Annotated in this window: 14 protein-coding genes; 11 read left to right on the top strand and 3 right to left on the bottom strand. The window is 43.4% G+C overall.

The genetic code is table 11. The annotated features are described in order from the left end of the window. Position 1 precedes the first annotated feature (1 nt). Positions 2–1,597 carry a glutamate synthase-related protein gene (locus tag QXF64_00075; GenBank protein MEM1688896.1) on the bottom strand — a complete coding sequence of 532 codons (1,596 nt, stop codon included), beginning with the start codon at positions 1,595–1,597 and terminating at the stop codon, positions 2–4. 249 nt (positions 1,598–1,846) lie between these two features. Here QXF64_00075 and QXF64_00080 point away from each other — a divergent pair, with 249 nt between their 5' ends. Together QXF64_00080 and QXF64_00085 are read left to right on the top strand one after the other, a co-directional pair. Further along, entirely contained in the window at positions 1,847–2,587 is a 741-nt protein-coding gene (locus tag QXF64_00080; protein ID MEM1688897.1) for a formyltransferase family protein, read from the top strand. Further along, on the top strand, positions 2,548–3,975 hold the full coding sequence (locus QXF64_00085) for a hypothetical protein (protein ID MEM1688898.1): 1,428 nt from the start codon (positions 2,548–2,550) through the stop codon (positions 3,973–3,975). Before QXF64_00080 ends, QXF64_00085 begins: the two co-directional genes overlap by 40 nt. On the opposite strand, the gene QXF64_00090 is transcribed toward QXF64_00085, so the two are convergent. Then, positions 3,963–5,447, bottom strand: coding sequence for an amidophosphoribosyltransferase (locus tag QXF64_00090; protein MEM1688899.1), 1,485 nt, complete (start codon positions 5,445–5,447; stop codon positions 3,963–3,965). The two genes, QXF64_00085 and QXF64_00090, sit on opposite strands and share 13 nt — an antisense overlap. Before the next feature lie 37 nt (positions 5,448–5,484). Then, on the bottom strand, positions 5,485–5,964 hold the full coding sequence (gene purE / locus QXF64_00095) for a 5-(carboxyamino)imidazole ribonucleotide mutase (GenBank protein MEM1688900.1): 480 nt from the start codon (positions 5,962–5,964) through the stop codon (positions 5,485–5,487). An 88-nt stretch (positions 5,965–6,052) separates the two neighbouring features. On the opposite strand from purE, the gene purB reads away from it, so the two are divergent. The 9 genes from purB to pscS all read left to right on the top strand — a co-directional run bounded on the left by purB (position 6,053) and on the right by pscS (position 15,984). Then, positions 6,053–7,504 (top strand): adenylosuccinate lyase, encoded by a 1,452-nt coding sequence (purB, locus tag QXF64_00100; GenBank protein MEM1688901.1) that lies wholly within the window; start codon positions 6,053–6,055, stop codon positions 7,502–7,504. 9 nt (positions 7,505–7,513) lie between these two features. Then, positions 7,514–8,383: a tetrahydrofolate dehydrogenase/cyclohydrolase catalytic domain-containing protein gene (locus QXF64_00105; protein MEM1688902.1), complete on the top strand. Its 870-nt coding sequence runs from the start codon at positions 7,514–7,516 to the stop codon at positions 8,381–8,383. Next, the gene (locus tag QXF64_00110) at positions 8,376–8,960 is read left to right on the top strand and encodes a 5-formyltetrahydrofolate cyclo-ligase (GenBank protein MEM1688903.1); all 585 of its coding nucleotides are present in this window, start codon (positions 8,376–8,378) and stop codon (positions 8,958–8,960) included. Before QXF64_00105 ends, QXF64_00110 begins: the two co-directional genes overlap by 8 nt. A 5-nt stretch (positions 8,961–8,965) precedes the next feature. Beyond that, positions 8,966–10,102, top strand: a complete 1,137-nt coding sequence (locus tag QXF64_00115) for an AIR synthase related protein (GenBank protein MEM1688904.1) — start codon at positions 8,966–8,968, stop codon at positions 10,100–10,102. Between the two features lie 2 nt (positions 10,103–10,104). Then, positions 10,105–10,392 (top strand): phosphoribosylformylglycinamidine synthase subunit PurS, encoded by a 288-nt coding sequence (purS, locus tag QXF64_00120; GenBank protein MEM1688905.1) that lies wholly within the window; start codon positions 10,105–10,107, stop codon positions 10,390–10,392. After that, positions 10,355–12,709, top strand: coding sequence for a phosphoribosylformylglycinamidine synthase subunit PurL (purL, locus tag QXF64_00125; GenBank protein ID MEM1688906.1), 2,355 nt, complete (start codon positions 10,355–10,357; stop codon positions 12,707–12,709). Before purS ends, purL begins: the two co-directional genes overlap by 38 nt. Positions 12,710–12,715: 6 nt before the next feature. After that, the gene (purQ, locus tag QXF64_00130) at positions 12,716–13,504 is read left to right on the top strand and encodes a phosphoribosylformylglycinamidine synthase subunit PurQ (protein MEM1688907.1); all 789 of its coding nucleotides are present in this window, start codon (positions 12,716–12,718) and stop codon (positions 13,502–13,504) included. Positions 13,505–13,551: 47 nt separating this feature from the next. Continuing rightward, entirely contained in the window at positions 13,552–14,655 is a 1,104-nt protein-coding gene (locus QXF64_00135) for a cysteine desulfurase (GenBank protein MEM1688908.1), read from the top strand. A 93-nt stretch (positions 14,656–14,748) separates the two neighbouring features. Beyond that, a complete protein-coding gene (gene pscS / locus QXF64_00140; GenBank protein ID MEM1688909.1) occupies positions 14,749–15,984 on the top strand; it encodes an O-phospho-L-seryl-tRNA:Cys-tRNA synthase in 1,236 nt (411 codons plus the stop codon).

Raw genomic sequence — 15,984 nt, forward strand, 5'->3', positions numbered from 1 at the left:
GCTAACCTAGCAAAATCTGCTCGAAAACTTCTGATTCGACTTCGTGGGCCATTGGAATTCCTGTAACCTCTGAGGCAAGTCTTGTCAGCGCAATCAGATCGTCTCTGTTTATTAGATTTAGCTTGAACTTTCTGGCTCCAGCCATCAATTGTTTTAGCCCCACACCGATTCTGTCCGTTAGGTAGGTGTATACGCCGATCGCCGAAAGAGGAATCCTTTCAAAGTCCTTTCCATATTTCTGTTTCAACTCAGGAATCGCAACAAAGAATTTTTCAGGTTCAGCTCCAAAATTCTCGGCAAAGTCTTTTGGTAGCTTCCCCTCTCTCGCGAGCTCGATGAAATATGTGGATTTCATCGCCGCTGTTAGTGGTGCTCTCGCCATTGTTATTGCTTTGACAAACGGTCCATCCCCAAAGTTGCTCATCGCTATGCTCTTGAAGATTTGAGTTTCGTTTATGAAACCTCCAGCCATGCTTATATCTGGAACATACTTTCCATGTTTCTTTAGAATTTGAGCACACTTCAACACTTGTGCTTCCAAATACACTGTAGGTGTTCCCATCTCATTCATCATCGGAACTGGACTCATTCCGGTTCCACCACCAGCACCATCGAACGTTATGTAGTCCACTTTCGCTTCGGAAGCAACTTTCATCGTCCAAGCCACATCTACAGGTCTGTAAGCACCAGTCTTGATGGAAACTTTTTTTGCCCCCTGTTCGCGTAGCCACTCTACGTCTTCGACAAAATCTCTTTCGGATGGCATGCCAACCCTACTGTGTCTTTCAAAAGTTTTGAAATATCCGGCCTTAAACGCTTCTTGAACAGCTTTGTCTTCCGGGTCCGGAATAACTAAATAACCTCTTTTCTTTAGCGTCAAGGCTCGCTCGATAGAGTTAAGTCTAACTTCTCCTCCAATCGCTTTGGCCCCCTGTCCCCATTTTCTCTCGATTATATTGACTTCTAGCTTGGATATCACGTAAACATCAACCCCGAGTCTTTGATCTTCTACATTAGTCTGCACAGCCACATCTCCATGTTTTCCGTCCCAGAACTCTCTGAATTTTTTAACACGGTGTTCCATATCAGGAGACTTGGATATTTTGCCGTTTGTGAGCTCGGCTTCAGGGTCCATTCCACAGACGTTTTCCCCTATTATCAAAATTATTCCGGAGAGGGCGGCTCCAACAGCTAACGAATCCCAGTAGTTCTTTGCAACGGCTGTAGATCCATAAGCTCCAGAAGCCAGCGGGAGCTTCAGCCGTACCCCACCGAGCTCTGATGTTATATCAACATTTGGGAAAAGTGCAAGATCCGAATCCGCCGGAATTCCCTCGGCCCCACGTAGCCGAGCGAGAATGTTGAAGTGCGACCAGTCGAGTCCGTAGTTCTTGAGAGATGCCGCCGTGCTTTGACCGAAATATTCTGGTATCGGATATAAAACCTCTCTACCTCGAAACGCTGAAAGACCGATTTCACAGAGAAATGGACATTCCTTTACGCAGATCGGGCACATTCCGCTTGTTGGGCTAACATCTCTGACTCTCGTTCTGGTTCCGGTAGTCGATTGCGCGTTCAAATACGACGAATTTTTCATCACGCGTTCTGTCATGGTTATCTGTTTACGTTTTTACATCCCATATATAAGCTTTTTGGTCAAAAAATACAAGCTGATTTTCAAATTTTTACATTATGTTAAATTTTAACAAAACTTTCTTGACCAAAGGCAAAGATTTCAATAGTGCCGAATGCAACGAAGCTATTACCGCTTTCAATGGGAAAACTATGACGATCCAGCAGGGGCCGGGGAATATAATAATAAATCGTTTAAAGTTCAAGTGAGAAAATGTGCGAACCGAAACCAATCTTCTCTCCCCAAAAAGAAAAGAGGAAAATGAAAGTAGTTGTGTTATTCTCTGGAGGTGCGAGTGCTGTTCCCTTCATGCTTGGAAGCGACGATTTTGAGGTAGTTGGGGCGATATCTAGTTCGAAAACTGCTAGCGGGGTAGAAAAGTTAAAAAAGCTTGGAATTCCTGTCGAGGTTGTTGACATAAAAGAGTTCTATGCCGGCAGGCCAATTTCCGATATGAAAGTCAGAAGCGAATATGAGGAAAAGCTTATTCAAATAATAAAGGAAAAAAAGTGGAATCCTGACTTAATCGCTTGTTCCGGATACATGTATGTTCTCACCCCTAGATTTCTGCGGGAATTTCCAAATCGTGTTTTAAACGTTCACCCAGCAGATCTTTCCATAACCGAGGGAGGAAAAAGAAAATATACGGGATTGCACGCGGTGAAAGCTCAGATAGAGGCAGGAGAAAAGGCGACGAGATCGACAATTCACATAATGAACGAGACCCCTGATCACGGACCAATAGTTGTAATTTCTCCACCTTTACCTGTAGAAGGTAGATTCCCGGAGGAGCAACAGAACTTGATGAAGGAGAAGTGTGATGGGCCTGCTTATCGAAAGGCATTGGAGTTGATATCAAGGGGTATGGTTGCAATCGATTGCGAAGGAAATGTCTATATCATGAAGAATGGAAAATGGGAGAAAGGATTTGTGAGAATGGAGGGGGAACATTGATAGGAGTTCTTCTCATAAGCTATGGAAGTCGAGAAGCCTGCATTGCTGAGGCTTTAGCAAAGAGCAATGAAAAGGTTAGACTTTTCATAGCCGATAAACAGAAGAATCCTTTCAATGTCAAGATAGCCGAAGAAACCGGCGGAGAGCATATCGTGATTCCAGATCTGAGTGTTGAGTCGATTGTGAATTTTGCGAAGAAACACGCGGATCGGATAGATTTTGGGATTCTCGGTCCAGAAGGGCCCGGACTAAAAGGGTTGCGCGACAAAATTGAGGCAGAAACAAATATAAAAATGATATGTCCAATTCTTCGCTTCTTCATAGAGCGGAGTAAAGTAGAACAGAGGCACGTAATCCAGAGAGTCTGCCCAAAAGCAAATCCAAAATTTAAGGTATTCTCTCCCGCCGACTATCGGTCATTGATGGAAGTAAAAAAGGACGTTTTTGATTGGCTCGATACAATCGGCGATGCCGTAGCGGTTAAACCAGATGCACCGGCAACAGGGAAAGGTGTAGGGGTCTGGGGAGATCACTTTAAATCTAGAGAGGAGATGTTTGAAAAGTTCTTCCTTCCGAATTTCGAGAAGGGTTCGGTAATCATTGAGGAAAAATTGGATGGTGAGGAGTTTTCTTTGCAGTTCTTGACAGATGGAAAGCATATAGTCCCAACACCTGCCGTTAGAGATTACAAAAGATCGTTTGACTGGGATAAGGGCCCAAACACCGGGGGGATGGGCTCTTACAAAAGTATAGGAGAAATTTTACCTTTCATGGATGACGAGGATTGGAAGGGGGCAATCAAAATAGGAAAACTTGTACACGATTCTCTAGCTGGTCCATCGGGAAATCCAAATTTGCGCGGGATAATGTATTTTGGTTTCATAGCAACAGCAGATGGTGTGAAGGTCTTGGAAATTAACAGCAGGTGGGGAGACCCAGAAGTTATGAACATCTTACCAATTCTTATCGATGACTTCGTCGAAGTTTGCTACAGGATGATAGATGGAAACCTTCAACCTCTTCGCTTTCAGGAGAAAGCCACGGTCGTGACTTATGCTGTTCCACTCGATTATGGTGGCTATGCGAAATATTCTGGACCAAAACCGGTGAATTTATCGGAGGCCGAAAAGCTTCGTGAGAAATATGGTGATAACATACGAATATATCCCGGTTCGATGGAAGTCAGGGAAAATCAGACATTTGCCCTTTCCTCTAGAACTGTTGCGGTAGTTGGAATCGCGGAGAGCCTAGAAGAAGCAAGAGAAATTTCGCTGGAGGGCATAAGAAAAATCGATGGTCCTCTCAGACATCGAGAAGACATCGCTCTACCAGAACACATACAGAGAAGCATCACACACATGCGAAAGCTGAGGTTTCAGACCTCGTAGATTCTGCCGGTCTCTTTTTCTCCTCGGCTCAGTTTAGCCTTCACTTCATCGGCCAGTTTTTGAGCCAGAGGTGTGGGATATCTGCATGTTAGGCAACCCAAGCAAAGCTCGTTTTCCTTAAAATTAGTTGCTTTTATGAAGTTTTCCATTGATTGATATCTCACACCGTCAGCTCCAATCGATTTTGCTATCCCCTCTTCGTCAAATTTATAGCCAATCAGTTCGGAAAAAGTTGCCATGTCTATTCCGTAGAAGCAGGGTGAAATTATCCTCGGAAATGTAACATACATGTAAACCTCTTTGGCTCCGGCGCGTCTTATCTTCTTGACAATGCGTCTTGAAGTATCTCCCCGGACAATGCTATCCTCAACCACTCCTACTCGTTTTCCGGCAATTTCATTGATTATGTTTAGTTTTTTGTTTATTATCATATCTCTCTCTTCTTCTCGGGATATGAAAGCTCTGTCTGTCAGATATCTGTGTTTTCGTAGAGATCGCTCCCAACGAATTCCCGTTTCCGCATGCATTCCGTAGGCAGCATCATCGGCTGTCTCTGGAATTGATACGATCACGTCGATTTTTTCTCTTATGTCGGGGTTTTCTTTTGCAAGGTTCCTCCCAAACTCTTCCCGTATCTTGTAAACCGGCTTGCAACCTTCACGCAAAATAGAATCAGGCCTTGCGAAGTAAGCAAACTCAAAAGCACAGAAGGCTCTTTTACCAACATCACAGATTTTCTCAACTCGAATGGTATCTTTTGAAACGATGAAAAGCTCTCCTGGCTTTACCTCTCCCCAAAATTGAAAATCGTTGATGTCGAGTCCAACACTTTCGGAGCTCACAGCAATTATTTCTTCGCTCTCGTTCATTCCGTAGCAGAGTGGTCTTATACCCAGTGGATCACGGAAAAAGAAAAGTTCTCCCTCTCCAGTCATTCCAGCAACGGAAAAAGCACCCTCAATATCTGTCATACATCTTTGCACAGCGTCTACTAAGTCTTTCTTTTTCCTAAGTTCAAAGAGGATCTTTCTTCCAATAAGCTCGGCATCAGATGAAGAAGATAGATTACCAAACTCAGATTTCAGATCCTTTCTAAGTTGTTTAGAGTTAACCAGGTTTCCATTGTATGCTATTGCAATTTTAGTCCTGCCAGATTTGAGTACACATGGTTGGGCGTCTTTTCTCAACCAGTAGGGCGTGTCTTTTCCAGCGGTTGCGTATCTTACATGTCCAACTCCGACATTTCCCTTCAGTTTCCTAAGAATGAGTTTTGTGACTGGGGCTCTACTTGGAGGCAGTAATCCAAGGTCGTGATACTGATGAAAATTTCCATTATAAGTGAGAAAACCGTAAGAGTGATGTCCACGATGGTTTTGTGCGATGAGACCCCAGTAAAGGTAAGGAGCCGCTGATTTGGAATTAAAACAGTAAACTCCGAAGACCCCGCAGGCCTCGGAAATTGTATTGCTCATTTCCATCGAAAAAAGTAGACGCGAGATTTAATAATCGTTATCCCTTCCTTAGCTCTTCATCTTCTCTCTCGAGTTTGTCCTTCATCTTCCTTTGATATTCCGAAACCTTTTCACCGAGTTTCTGGTCTTTCAAAGAAAGAATTTTTGCCGCGGCCAACGCGGCGGATTCTGGTTCCAATATGACTAAAGGAGCTACACCGCTAGGCATTCTGAGAGAAGAAAATATATCGATCCCGGAAAACTTTTCCGAATATAATGGACAAGCTATGACTGGATATCTCGTATTGGCATCAACCATCCCAGAGAGGGCGTTAGATCTTCCAGCAATAGTTATATAAACTAGGTTTTCATTCCCTTTCTCGTACTCTCGTAAAATTTCCAAGACTTTTTCAGGAGTCTTGTGCGCCGACGCGATTCTCAGTTCATAATGAATTCCAAAATCTTTCAAAGTTTTCACGATTTTATCCGCAAATTCAAAATCGGATTTTGATCCCATGATGATAACCACTTTTGTCATCACAAAACATTGTTTCTGTTCTTTTATAATTCCATACGCTCCATGCAGAAGGCTTAAAGATTAGCCTACGATAAATTGATGGATAGAGATGGCAGAATTCGGCTACGAAACGTTCCTCTCTCCATTCACTTGGAGGTACGGCTCGAAAGAGATGAAACGTTTGTTCTCCGAAGTTTACACGAGAACTCTTTGGAGAAAAGTATGGCTCGCGCTTGCCGAAGCTCAAGCTGAGTATGGTCTGATCTCTCAGGAGGAATTGGAAGATATTCGATCTAAATCAGGTCCGGAATATGTAAACATCGAAAGAGCGCATGAAGTCGAAAGAGAAATAAGGCATGATTTGATGGCGGAGATCAAAGTTTTTGCCGAACAGTGTCCAGTTGGAGGAGGCAAGATTCATCTTGGCGCCACTTCTATGGATATAGAAGATAACGCGGACGCAATTAGAATAAAAGAGGCTCTAGACATAATCCTCACAAGGCTGATTAATTGTTTGGACGCTTTATCTGAAAAAATAATCAAGTATAAGGATTTGCCATGCTTGGGATGGACACACATTCAACCGGCCGAGCCGACTACCTTAGGATATCGCTTGGCGTTTTATGCGCAAGACTTGGTGCTCGACGTGCAGCTTGTGGAATTTCTCATGAACAATCTTGTGAAAGGAAAAGGAATAAAGGGCGCCGTGGGGACTTCTGCAAGTTTTAAGTTTTTGCTCGGAGAAAAAGGACGTCCGGAAGACTTGGAGAAAAAAGTCATGGAAAAACTTGGAATAAGTTCCTTTCACATTTCGACTCAAACATATCCTAGAAAGTTGGATTTTATTCTTTTGAACGTTCTCGCAAGCATTGCTCAGAGTGCTCACAAATTTGGATTGGATTTCCGCCTATTGCAGTCTCCGGCTTTTGGGGAAATATCAGAACCGATGAAGGAGGCGCAGGTAGGTTCTTCGGCAATGCCGTTTAAAAAGAACCCAATTTCCGCTGAAAGAATGTGCTCGCTGGCAAGATATGTGTCCGTTTTACCAAAAATCGCATGGGACAATGCCTCACAGACGATTCTTGAAAGGACGCTGGACGATTCCGCAAACAGAAGAATAGTTCTAGCAGAGGCTTTTCTCGCAATTGACGAATGTCTGATAATCTATGCATGGCTCGCGAGGGGCATGATAGTTTATCCAGAAATGATAAAAAAGAATTTGGAGAAATTTGCGCCCTTTGCTGCTATTGAACCGATTCTAATGCGTCTTGTTGAACTTGGTGAGGACAGACAAAAAATGCATGAGTATCTGAGAGAGATTTCAAGAAAAGCTTGGGAGGTCGTCATGCGAGGAGAAAAAAACCCACTTCACGAACTTTTGTCTCAGGATATGCGCATAAAATCAAAGTTGCCCAGAGAAGAGCTTGACGAGTTTTTCGAAGTAGAAAATTATATTGGCGATGCTCCGGAGCGTTGCGAAAAATTCGTTAAAGAAGTGATCAAGCCGCTATTACAGAAATATGGAGATAGAGTATGTTTGACAGAAGGCACGAAATTCTGAGGTGTTAAATTGGCTGTAATAATGGATGGCAAGGCACTTGCTGAAGAAATAAAAAAACAAATCGCTCGGGAAGTTGAAAAACTGAAAATTGAAGGACTCCGTCCATCTCTTGCTGTTGTTATGGTGGGAAAAGATCCTTCCTCGCAGGTGTATGTTGGGGGAAAGGAAAGGGACTGTAAAGCCGTTGGCATAAATTTCAGGCTCCATCAACTTCCTGAAGACTCAAGTTCGAATGAAGTTGTTCAACTAGTTGAGAATCTAAATGCCGCGGACGTGCAGGGGATAATAGTACAACTTCCTCTTCCTCCACAAATAGACAAGCGCAGAGTTATCTCGGCTATCGATCCAGCAAAGGATGTGGACGGTATTCATCCCGAGAACGTTGGTAAACTCTGGCTTGGTGATTATTCTCTCCAGAATTCGCTCCTTCCCTGCACACCGAAGGGAATTCTCAGGCTTCTAGATCGTTACAATCTCTCAATAGAAGGAAAGCTGGTTGTAATAATCAACCGGAGCGATCTGGTTGGAAAACCTCTAGCAAAAATGATGCTCGATAGGAATGCGACGGTTGTAATTTGCCATTCTAAAACAAGAAATCTATCAGAGAGGACAAAGGAGGCGGATGTTTTGGTTTCTGGTGTCGGCCGTGCCCCATCATTCAGGATAGGAAAAGAAATGGTCAAAGAAGGAACAGTTGTAATTGATGTTGGAATTTCCTTTGTCGAGGGTAAGATGGTTGGAGACGTTGATTTTGAATCCGTAAAAGATATAGCTTCTTACATAACTCCAGTACCCGGTGGTGTTGGTCCAATGACTCGTGCAATGCTTTTGGAAAATGTTTTGATAGCCACCAATCTTCAGAGGGAAAGGAATGTTTAATGTTAGAGATCTCCGTGAAAAAAAGAAAGCGGAAAGGGAAGCTCTGACTTTTGAGGAGGTTTTGGAAAAGAGCAGGAAAATAAAAGAGAAGCTGTTTTCTCTTCCGGAGTTCAAAAGCGCAAAAACAGTGGCCTTTTATGTGGCAAAAGAAGAAGCGAAAGAAGTCAGAACGCAGGAAATGATTGTTGAAACCTTGGAGCTCGGGAAAAAAGTTTTGGTTCCGTTTGTTGTAGGAAACGAAATCGAATTTACGGAGATTTCTGGGCTTTGCGATCTTCAGCCCGGAACATTCGGCATTCTGGAACCACGCATAGAAATTCGTAAGAAAATCCCTCTTGAACAAATAGAACTTGTTGTAGTTCCAGGAATTGCTTTTGACCTAAAGGGACGGAGAATTGGATATGGAAAAGGATTTTACGATAGATTTCTCAGCAGACTTTTTTCCGTGAATCCAAATGTGTGCGTTGTTAGTCTTGCATTCGAGATGCAGCTGGTTGAAAACATACCCAATCAGAAATCTGCGGATGTTCCGGTGAAAATATTGATAACTGAGGAAAGAATTCTGAGATTTGGGTGAATCTGTTGACCTCAAAATACAGACAAGTTGGCGTAGATGTCAAAAAATCAGGCATAGAAGTTTTTAAGAAGCATATAAAGTCGATCCACGAAAAGTCATTCTGTTCTGTCTTCAAAAATCCTCTTGATTCTTCAACTGGTTTGGTTTTCCATACCGATGGAGCCGGTAGTAAACCGGTTCAGGCTTATCTTCATTGGGCAGAGACAAGAGATAAAAGATGGTTTGAGGGACTCGCGCAGGACGTAGTCGCGATGAACATCGATGACATTGTTTGTGTCGGTGCGATTCCGATTTCTTTAGTCGATTACATTGCACTGAACCCACGTATTGTTCCGAAAAAAGAGATCTTGGAATCTTTGGCAAGAGGCTTTGAGAAGACTCTCTCTCTTCTCAAAAAGTTTGGGATATCTATAATATTTGCTGGCGGCGAAACCGCTGAGCTTCCCGATCAGCTGATGACACTCGATGTGTCTGGCGCCGTAGTGGGTATCATAGAACTTTCAAAAATCATCAGCGGAGAAAACATAAAAGCTGGTGATATCATTGTTGGTATCAGGAGTGGTGGGAGAGCAAAGTACGAGAATAGAGAGAATAGCGGGATCATGTGTAATGGTATAACACTGGCTAGACACTGCTTGATGAAGCCGGAATATTCTAAAAAGCGTCCGGAAATCGGAAGTGGATATTTCGGAAGATTTTCCTTTGATGACTATCTTGAGGAACTGAATATGACGGTGGGCGAGGCTATTCTTTCTCCCACCAGGATTTTCACACCAATTGTCTTCAAGATTCTTAAACAATGTGGAGGGATATCCGGACTTGTTCATAACACTGGAGGCGGTCTGACAAAATGTTTGAGACTGGGGAAAAACATTCTCTACGTGAAGGAAAATCTACCCGAACCAGATCCCATTTTTAAGCTCATTCAGAAGGAGGGTAGAGTCAGTTGGAACGAAATGTTTGAAGTTTTTAACATGGGGATAGGATTTGAAGTCATTGTCAAGAAAGAAGAAGTAGACAACGTAATTTCAATCGCAGAAAAATTCGGAGTTCAAGCCATGGTCATCGGTTATTGCGATCGCAGCAAAAGGGGCAACAGAGTGATTATTAAAAGCATGTTTGGAAAGTTTGAGTACGGGTAGCCTTGAAGAAATTTCGTGCGAGAGTGGAGGTAAAATTAAAGCCAGCTTACCTCGACCCCGAGGGGGCAACAGCAGAGAGATCTCTAAAAGATCTGGGTTTCAAGGTTGAGAAGGTGCGAGTGGCGAAAGTGTATGAAATGGAGATCTATGCTTTATCAAGGGAGGATGCGGAGAAGAAAGTCGACGAGATGTGTAGAAAATTGCTTTCCAATCCGGTCAAGGATGATTATGTTTTTGAGGTGAAAGAAGAAAATGGAGCAACTTTACAAAAGAAAAAATCTTCCTGTTGAAGTTTTTGAGGTAAACATACTCGCCGCGAGCGACGAAAATCTTTTGCGCATCAGCAGGGAACTTGGTCTTTCATTAAATCTTCAAGAGATGAAAGCTTGCAAGAGGTATTTTCAAAAAATCAGAAGAAATCCGACGGACATAGAACTACAAACAATTGGTCAAACGTGGTCAGAGCACTGTTTTCACAAAACTTTTAAAGGCACGGTTATCTTCAAAGGTAAAAAGTTCAGACTTTTTAAAGATTTCATTCGCAAAGCCACAGAAGAATTGGCTCCAGAATGGTGTATCTCTGTATTTGAAGATAACGCTGGAATAGTAGACTTTGAAAATGGTTATGGGATTGCGGTAAAGGTTGAAACGCACAATCACCCCTCTGCTGTGGAACCGTTTGGTGGTGCTGCAACCGGTATCGGCGGAGTGATAAGAGACATTCTCGGTGTTTGGGCGGAACCGATCGCAAATATCGATGTGTTGGGATTTGGTCCTTTAGACGTGAGTTATTCGATTTTGCCTCCGGGAATGAAACATCCGAAGTATATTTTTTCAGGTGTTGTAGCGGGAATAGGTTGTTACGGAAATAATATGGGAATCCCAACTGTTGCTGGCGCCGTATATTTTGACGAAAGCTACATTGGGAATCCAGTTGTTTACTGTGGTTGTGTAGGTTTGCTTCCTCTTGATAAATGCGTGAAGAACACGCGGCCGGGAGACTTCGCTGTTTTAGCTGGTGGGAGAACTGGAAGAGATGGAATTCATGGAGTTACTTTTGCATCTGAGGAATTGCGTGGAGATCTTGAGGCCTTGAGAAGCGCGGTTCAAATTCCAGACCCAATAGAAGAGGAGAAGTTACGAAGGGCAATTTTAAGAATTCGGGATGAAAAGCTCGCATCCGCAATAACCGACCTAGGTGGAGGTGGACTTTCCTGTGCAGCTTCCGAGATGGCGAACAGGGCCAATTGTGGCGTTGAAATTTGGTTGGAAAAAGTTCCATTGAAACATGCTGGAATGGCTCCATGGGAGATATGGATTTCAGAATCTCAGGAAAGGATGTTACTCTCAGTTCCCAAGAAAAATTTGCGGAGGGTTCTTCAGATATTCGAAGAAGAAGAGGTGGAAGCAACACCGGTGGGAGTTTTCAATAATAAAAAGTCCGTCGAAGTTTTCTGGAAAAAGATTAGAATTCTTGATCTTAAATTAGATTTTCTCTTTTCTCCACCGCTCCCGGTTAGAGTAGCTAGGATATCTACATGTGGAGAGCCAGAACCGAAAATTTCAGACGGAAAAGAGGAAACACTTCTTTTGCGACTTCTTTCTTCTCCAAATATCTGCAGTCGCGAAGACATCATAAGAACGTATGATCATGAAGTCCAAGGAAGAAGTGTGCTGAAACCCCTTCAAGGTAAACATTCCGGACCAAACGACGCGGCAGTTCTTCGTCCACTACCGGATTCTTGGAAAGGTGTAGTGATATCATGCGGACTGAAGCCAAGATATGGAAAGATAGATCCTTATTGGATGGCGGCATCTTCAATCGAGGAAGCCATAAGGAATAACATCGCTGTTGGTGGAGAAAGACAAGCTATCTTGGACAACTTTACGTGGGGGAATCCGGAAAAGCCAGAACAGCTTGGTGCTTTGCTCAGCGCCTGCAAAGCCTGTTATGATTTTGCCAAGGTATTTGGTGTGCCATTCATTTCTGGGAAGGACAGTCTTTATAACGAATCTGAGCTCGATCCTGTGACACCGACGCTTCTGATAACAGCTGTTGGAATAATTCGAGATATTAAGAAGGCGGTTTCTCTGGACCTTAAGGAAGTAGGAGATCCGTTGTATATTTTGGGCCGCACGTACAATGAGCTTGGCGGATCTGAGCTTTTGGCTATTTTTGGAAAATTAGGGTCAAACGTTCCCCGAGTCAGGCCAAAAGAGTCCAAAAAAGTGATGAAGTCTGTTCAAAGAGCGATTGATAGTGAATGCGTAAAAGCTTGCCATGATCTCTCGGAGGGAGGGTTGGCTGTGGCGCTCGCTGAAATGGTGATCTCTAGCGATTTTGGAGCCTCTATGGATTTATCAGAAGTGCCCACTCAAACAAAATTATCCAACACTTCTCTTTTATTCTCGGAGTCTAATGGAAGATTTCTCGTAGAAGTTGCCAAAGAAAGAGAAAAAGAGTTTGAGAGCTTAGTCAAAGGAGACTTCGCGAAGATAGGCGTAGTTTGTAAGAAGAGATCTTTGGAGATCCGGCGTGATGGAAAAACAATAATATGTCTTTCTTCGGAGAAGTTGCGTTCAGCTTGGAAAAAGAGACTATGGTGATTTAAAATGAAAAATGTTTGTGTAATCCGGACCAGGGGGACGAACTGCGATTGGGAAACGGCGCTGGCGTTAAAAAATGTGGGCCTACTGGCAGAAATAGTTCATCTACGCAAACTCGATGGTTTCAAACTCAGAAAGTACGATGCACTGGTTATTCCAGGAGGTTTTTCGTATGGAGACCACATACGGGCGGGAGCAGTGATGGCTAAACGTTTGCTGGCTCGTTTGCGAAAAGAACTTGTAAAATTTGTGGAAGAGGGCAAGCCAATTCTAGGCATATGCAACGGATTTCAAGTATTGGTCGAAGGTGGTCTGCTTCCGGCTTTTGAGGGACCGAGCGAAGAACCACAAGCTGCTTTAGCCGTGAACAATTCCTGTAGGTACGAATGCAGATGGGTCTATCTAAGAGTGGAAAAAAGCAAATGCATTTTCATGAGCAAAGTTGATAAAAAAACTCTCTTTCTTCCGGTCGCGCACGCGGAAGGAAAATTCATTTTCGATCTAAATAGACAAGACGAGGATATTAAGAAGCTCGTGCAAAACAAGCAATTGGTCTTACGATATGCCGATGAGAGCGGTCGACCGGCGCAGGGAAGATATCCACATAATCCTAACGGGTCTATTTTCGATATCGCTGGAGTTTGCGATCCATCTGGAGTGGTATTTGGTTTGATGCCACATCCTGAAAGGGCTTTTTACTGGTTCCACAGACCGGACTGGACGGCTTCAAAAGATGAGGAATGGGCCGATGGGCGTCTGATTTTCGAATCTCTTGCGGATTATCTCAGGAGGTGAGTTCTCTGCCTTTAAATGTTAGCAAAATCAGGCGGGATTTTCCCATTTTGTCTTCCGGAAAGATATATCTTGATAGCGCGGCAAGTAGCTTAACACCTGAACCCGTAATAAGAAAAGTTTTGGAGTTTTACAGAGAGTACAGAGCCAACGTCGGGCGTGGTGTTTATTCTTGGTCAGCAGAAGCTACAGACGAATATGAGAGAGCCAGAAAAGAGGTAGCAAAATTAATAAATGCTAAAGATGCAAGCGAGATAATCTTTACTAAAAACACAACCGAAGGCATAAACACGGTTGCTCACGGACTAGAATGGAAAAGCGGTGACAAGATAGTTACCACAATTGTTGAGCATCATTCAAATTTTATCCCTTGGTTAAGAATAACCAAAAAATTGAGCTTAAAGATTGAGATAGTTAAATCCGATGGCGCTGGCAGGTTTGAAATAACCGATTTTGAAAAAGCAATCGATGAACGTACGAAATTAATCGCGATTTCCCATGCTTCAAATGTTCTTGGAACAGTCTTGCCGGTAAAGGAAGTTACGAAAATCGCGCATGAACGAGGAGCAAAAATTCTAATCGACGGCGCCCAATCTGTGCCGCACATGCCTGTAGATGTCTCCGAAATAGGTTGTGATTTTCTAGCGTTTTCTGGCCATAAGATGTTGGCTCCAACTGGCATTGGAGTTTTATATGTTAACAGTGATAGCTCCGATGTTTTGGAGCCTTTAGCTGTAGGAGGAGGGACAGTCGATCATGTTTCAATATCGGACTTCAGTTTAACGAGATCGCCCGACCGGTTCGAGGCAGGAACACCACCAATTGCTCAAGCTATCGGGCTTGGAGAGGCGGCCAAATATTTGCGAAGACTTGATATGGAGGACATCGCTGTTCATGAACGTAAACTGACCGAGAAAATCATTTCCGGTCTTTCAGAAATCGAGGACACAGAAATTTACGGACCACTGACTTGTGATGATATAATAGGAATTGTCGCATTCAATGTTCGGGATTTAGATCCAAACGGAGTGGCAGAAATTCTCGATGAAAAAGGAGGAATAATGGTCAGATCAGGTCATCACTGTGCGATGCCACTTCATGTCGAGCTTCTCAGAAGACCACTGGGAAGCGTCAGAGCTTCTGTTTATATATAACACTGCTAGAGAAATCGATAAATTAATCGAAATGATCGAAAGAATCGCAAAGATGAAATCCTGAGGTTTCTTTATAACTTACTAGTCTGAAATTTGACTGGAGATCTGGAGGGCGAGAAAATCCCAGATATACCGAGGGAAAAGCTCGAGAAGTATCTTCATCTGAGGCGGGAATTTAGGGAAGAGAGATATATAAACCTCAATCCGCTTCAGCGTGGAGGAATTCTGACACAAGCTGCCAGAGAGGCACTACTTGAATTTGGTGATGGTTACTCTGTTTGTGACTGGTGTCCTCCAAAAATGGCTAGATTAGATAAAATCGGGACCCCGCCGATAGCAGATTTCTATGCAGATTTGGCCGAATTTCTTGGCATGGATGTCGCAAGAGTTGTGACTAGATGCAGAGAAGCGAAATTCATAGCTTTCAGGATGCTCGGTGAGCCGGGAGATTATGTTGTAATAGACAGCCTCGCACACTACTCGACGTACATCGCCGCAGAGTTGGCTAGACTTAAAGTTAAAGAGGTTCCGAATAGTGGATACCCAGAGTTTCGGCTCAACTTGGATGCCTATGCCGAAAAAATAGAAGAAGTGAAGAAAGAGATAGGAAAGCCACCGGCGTTGGTTCTTCTTACACATGTCGATTATCTCTATGGAAACCTGAATGATGCGGAGAAAGTTGCGAAGATCGCCCATGAATATAATGTTCCGGTTCTTCTGAATGCCGCATATACAGCGGGCGTAATGCCGGTTGATGGAAAAAGGCTAGGTGTGGATATAATCACTGGAAGCGGTCACAAATCTTGGGCTGCGAGCGCCCCGACCGGAATTTTAGCAATGACGGAAGAGATAGCCGAGCGGATCTTGGCACCCTCCAAAATCCGGGGAGATTTGACCGGCAGGACTTTTGGTGTAAAAGAGTACGCATTGCTCGGTTGCACAGTAATGGGCGCACCATTGATCTCTCTTATGGCATCTTTTCCTTACGTCGTCGAGAGAGTCAAGCGATGGCCAGAAGAAGTCGAGAAAACGAGATGGTTGGTTGATCAGCTTGAAAAGATAGAAGGAACCAAACAACTCGGTGTGAAACCGAAGGAGCATACACTAGTCCACATCGAGTCAGAGGGATTTTTCAAAGTATCACAAACTCATAAACGTCGTGGCTACTTCCTTTATGACGAACTAAGGGAAAGGGGAATAGTCGGAATTCAACCCGGGTTAACCAAGCATTTCAAACTCAACACATATGGTCTTGATTGGGAAAAGATAAAAAAGGTAGGAGAAGCTTTCTTGGAGATAGCTGAGAAATATGAACTAAAGATAGGATAA

Source organism: Candidatus Hadarchaeales archaeon, from assembly GCA_038823825.1.
Classification (GTDB): domain Archaea; phylum Hadarchaeota; class Hadarchaeia; order Hadarchaeales; family Hadarchaeaceae; genus JAVZGN01.

Coding starts and splice junctions, on each gene's coding strand:
- QXF64_00075 (MEM1688896.1), bottom strand. CDS start 1,597: ATGAAAAATTCGTCGTATTTGAACGCGCAATCGACTACCGGAACCAGA.
- QXF64_00080 (MEM1688897.1), top strand. CDS start 1,847: ATGTGCGAACCGAAACCAATCTTCTCTCCCCAAAAAGAAAAGAGGAAA.
- QXF64_00085 (MEM1688898.1), top strand. CDS start 2,548: ATGGGAGAAAGGATTTGTGAGAATGGAGGGGGAACATTGATAGGAGTT.
- QXF64_00090 (MEM1688899.1), bottom strand. CDS start 5,447: ATGAGCAATACAATTTCCGAGGCCTGCGGGGTCTTCGGAGTTTACTGT.
- purE (MEM1688900.1), bottom strand. CDS start 5,964: ATGACAAAAGTGGTTATCATCATGGGATCAAAATCCGATTTTGAATTT.
- purB (MEM1688901.1), top strand. CDS start 6,053: ATGGCAGAATTCGGCTACGAAACGTTCCTCTCTCCATTCACTTGGAGG.
- QXF64_00110 (MEM1688903.1), top strand. CDS start 8,376: ATGTTTAATGTTAGAGATCTCCGTGAAAAAAAGAAAGCGGAAAGGGAA.
- purL (MEM1688906.1), top strand. CDS start 10,355: ATGGAGCAACTTTACAAAAGAAAAAATCTTCCTGTTGAAGTTTTTGAG.
- purQ (MEM1688907.1), top strand. CDS start 12,716: ATGAAAAATGTTTGTGTAATCCGGACCAGGGGGACGAACTGCGATTGG.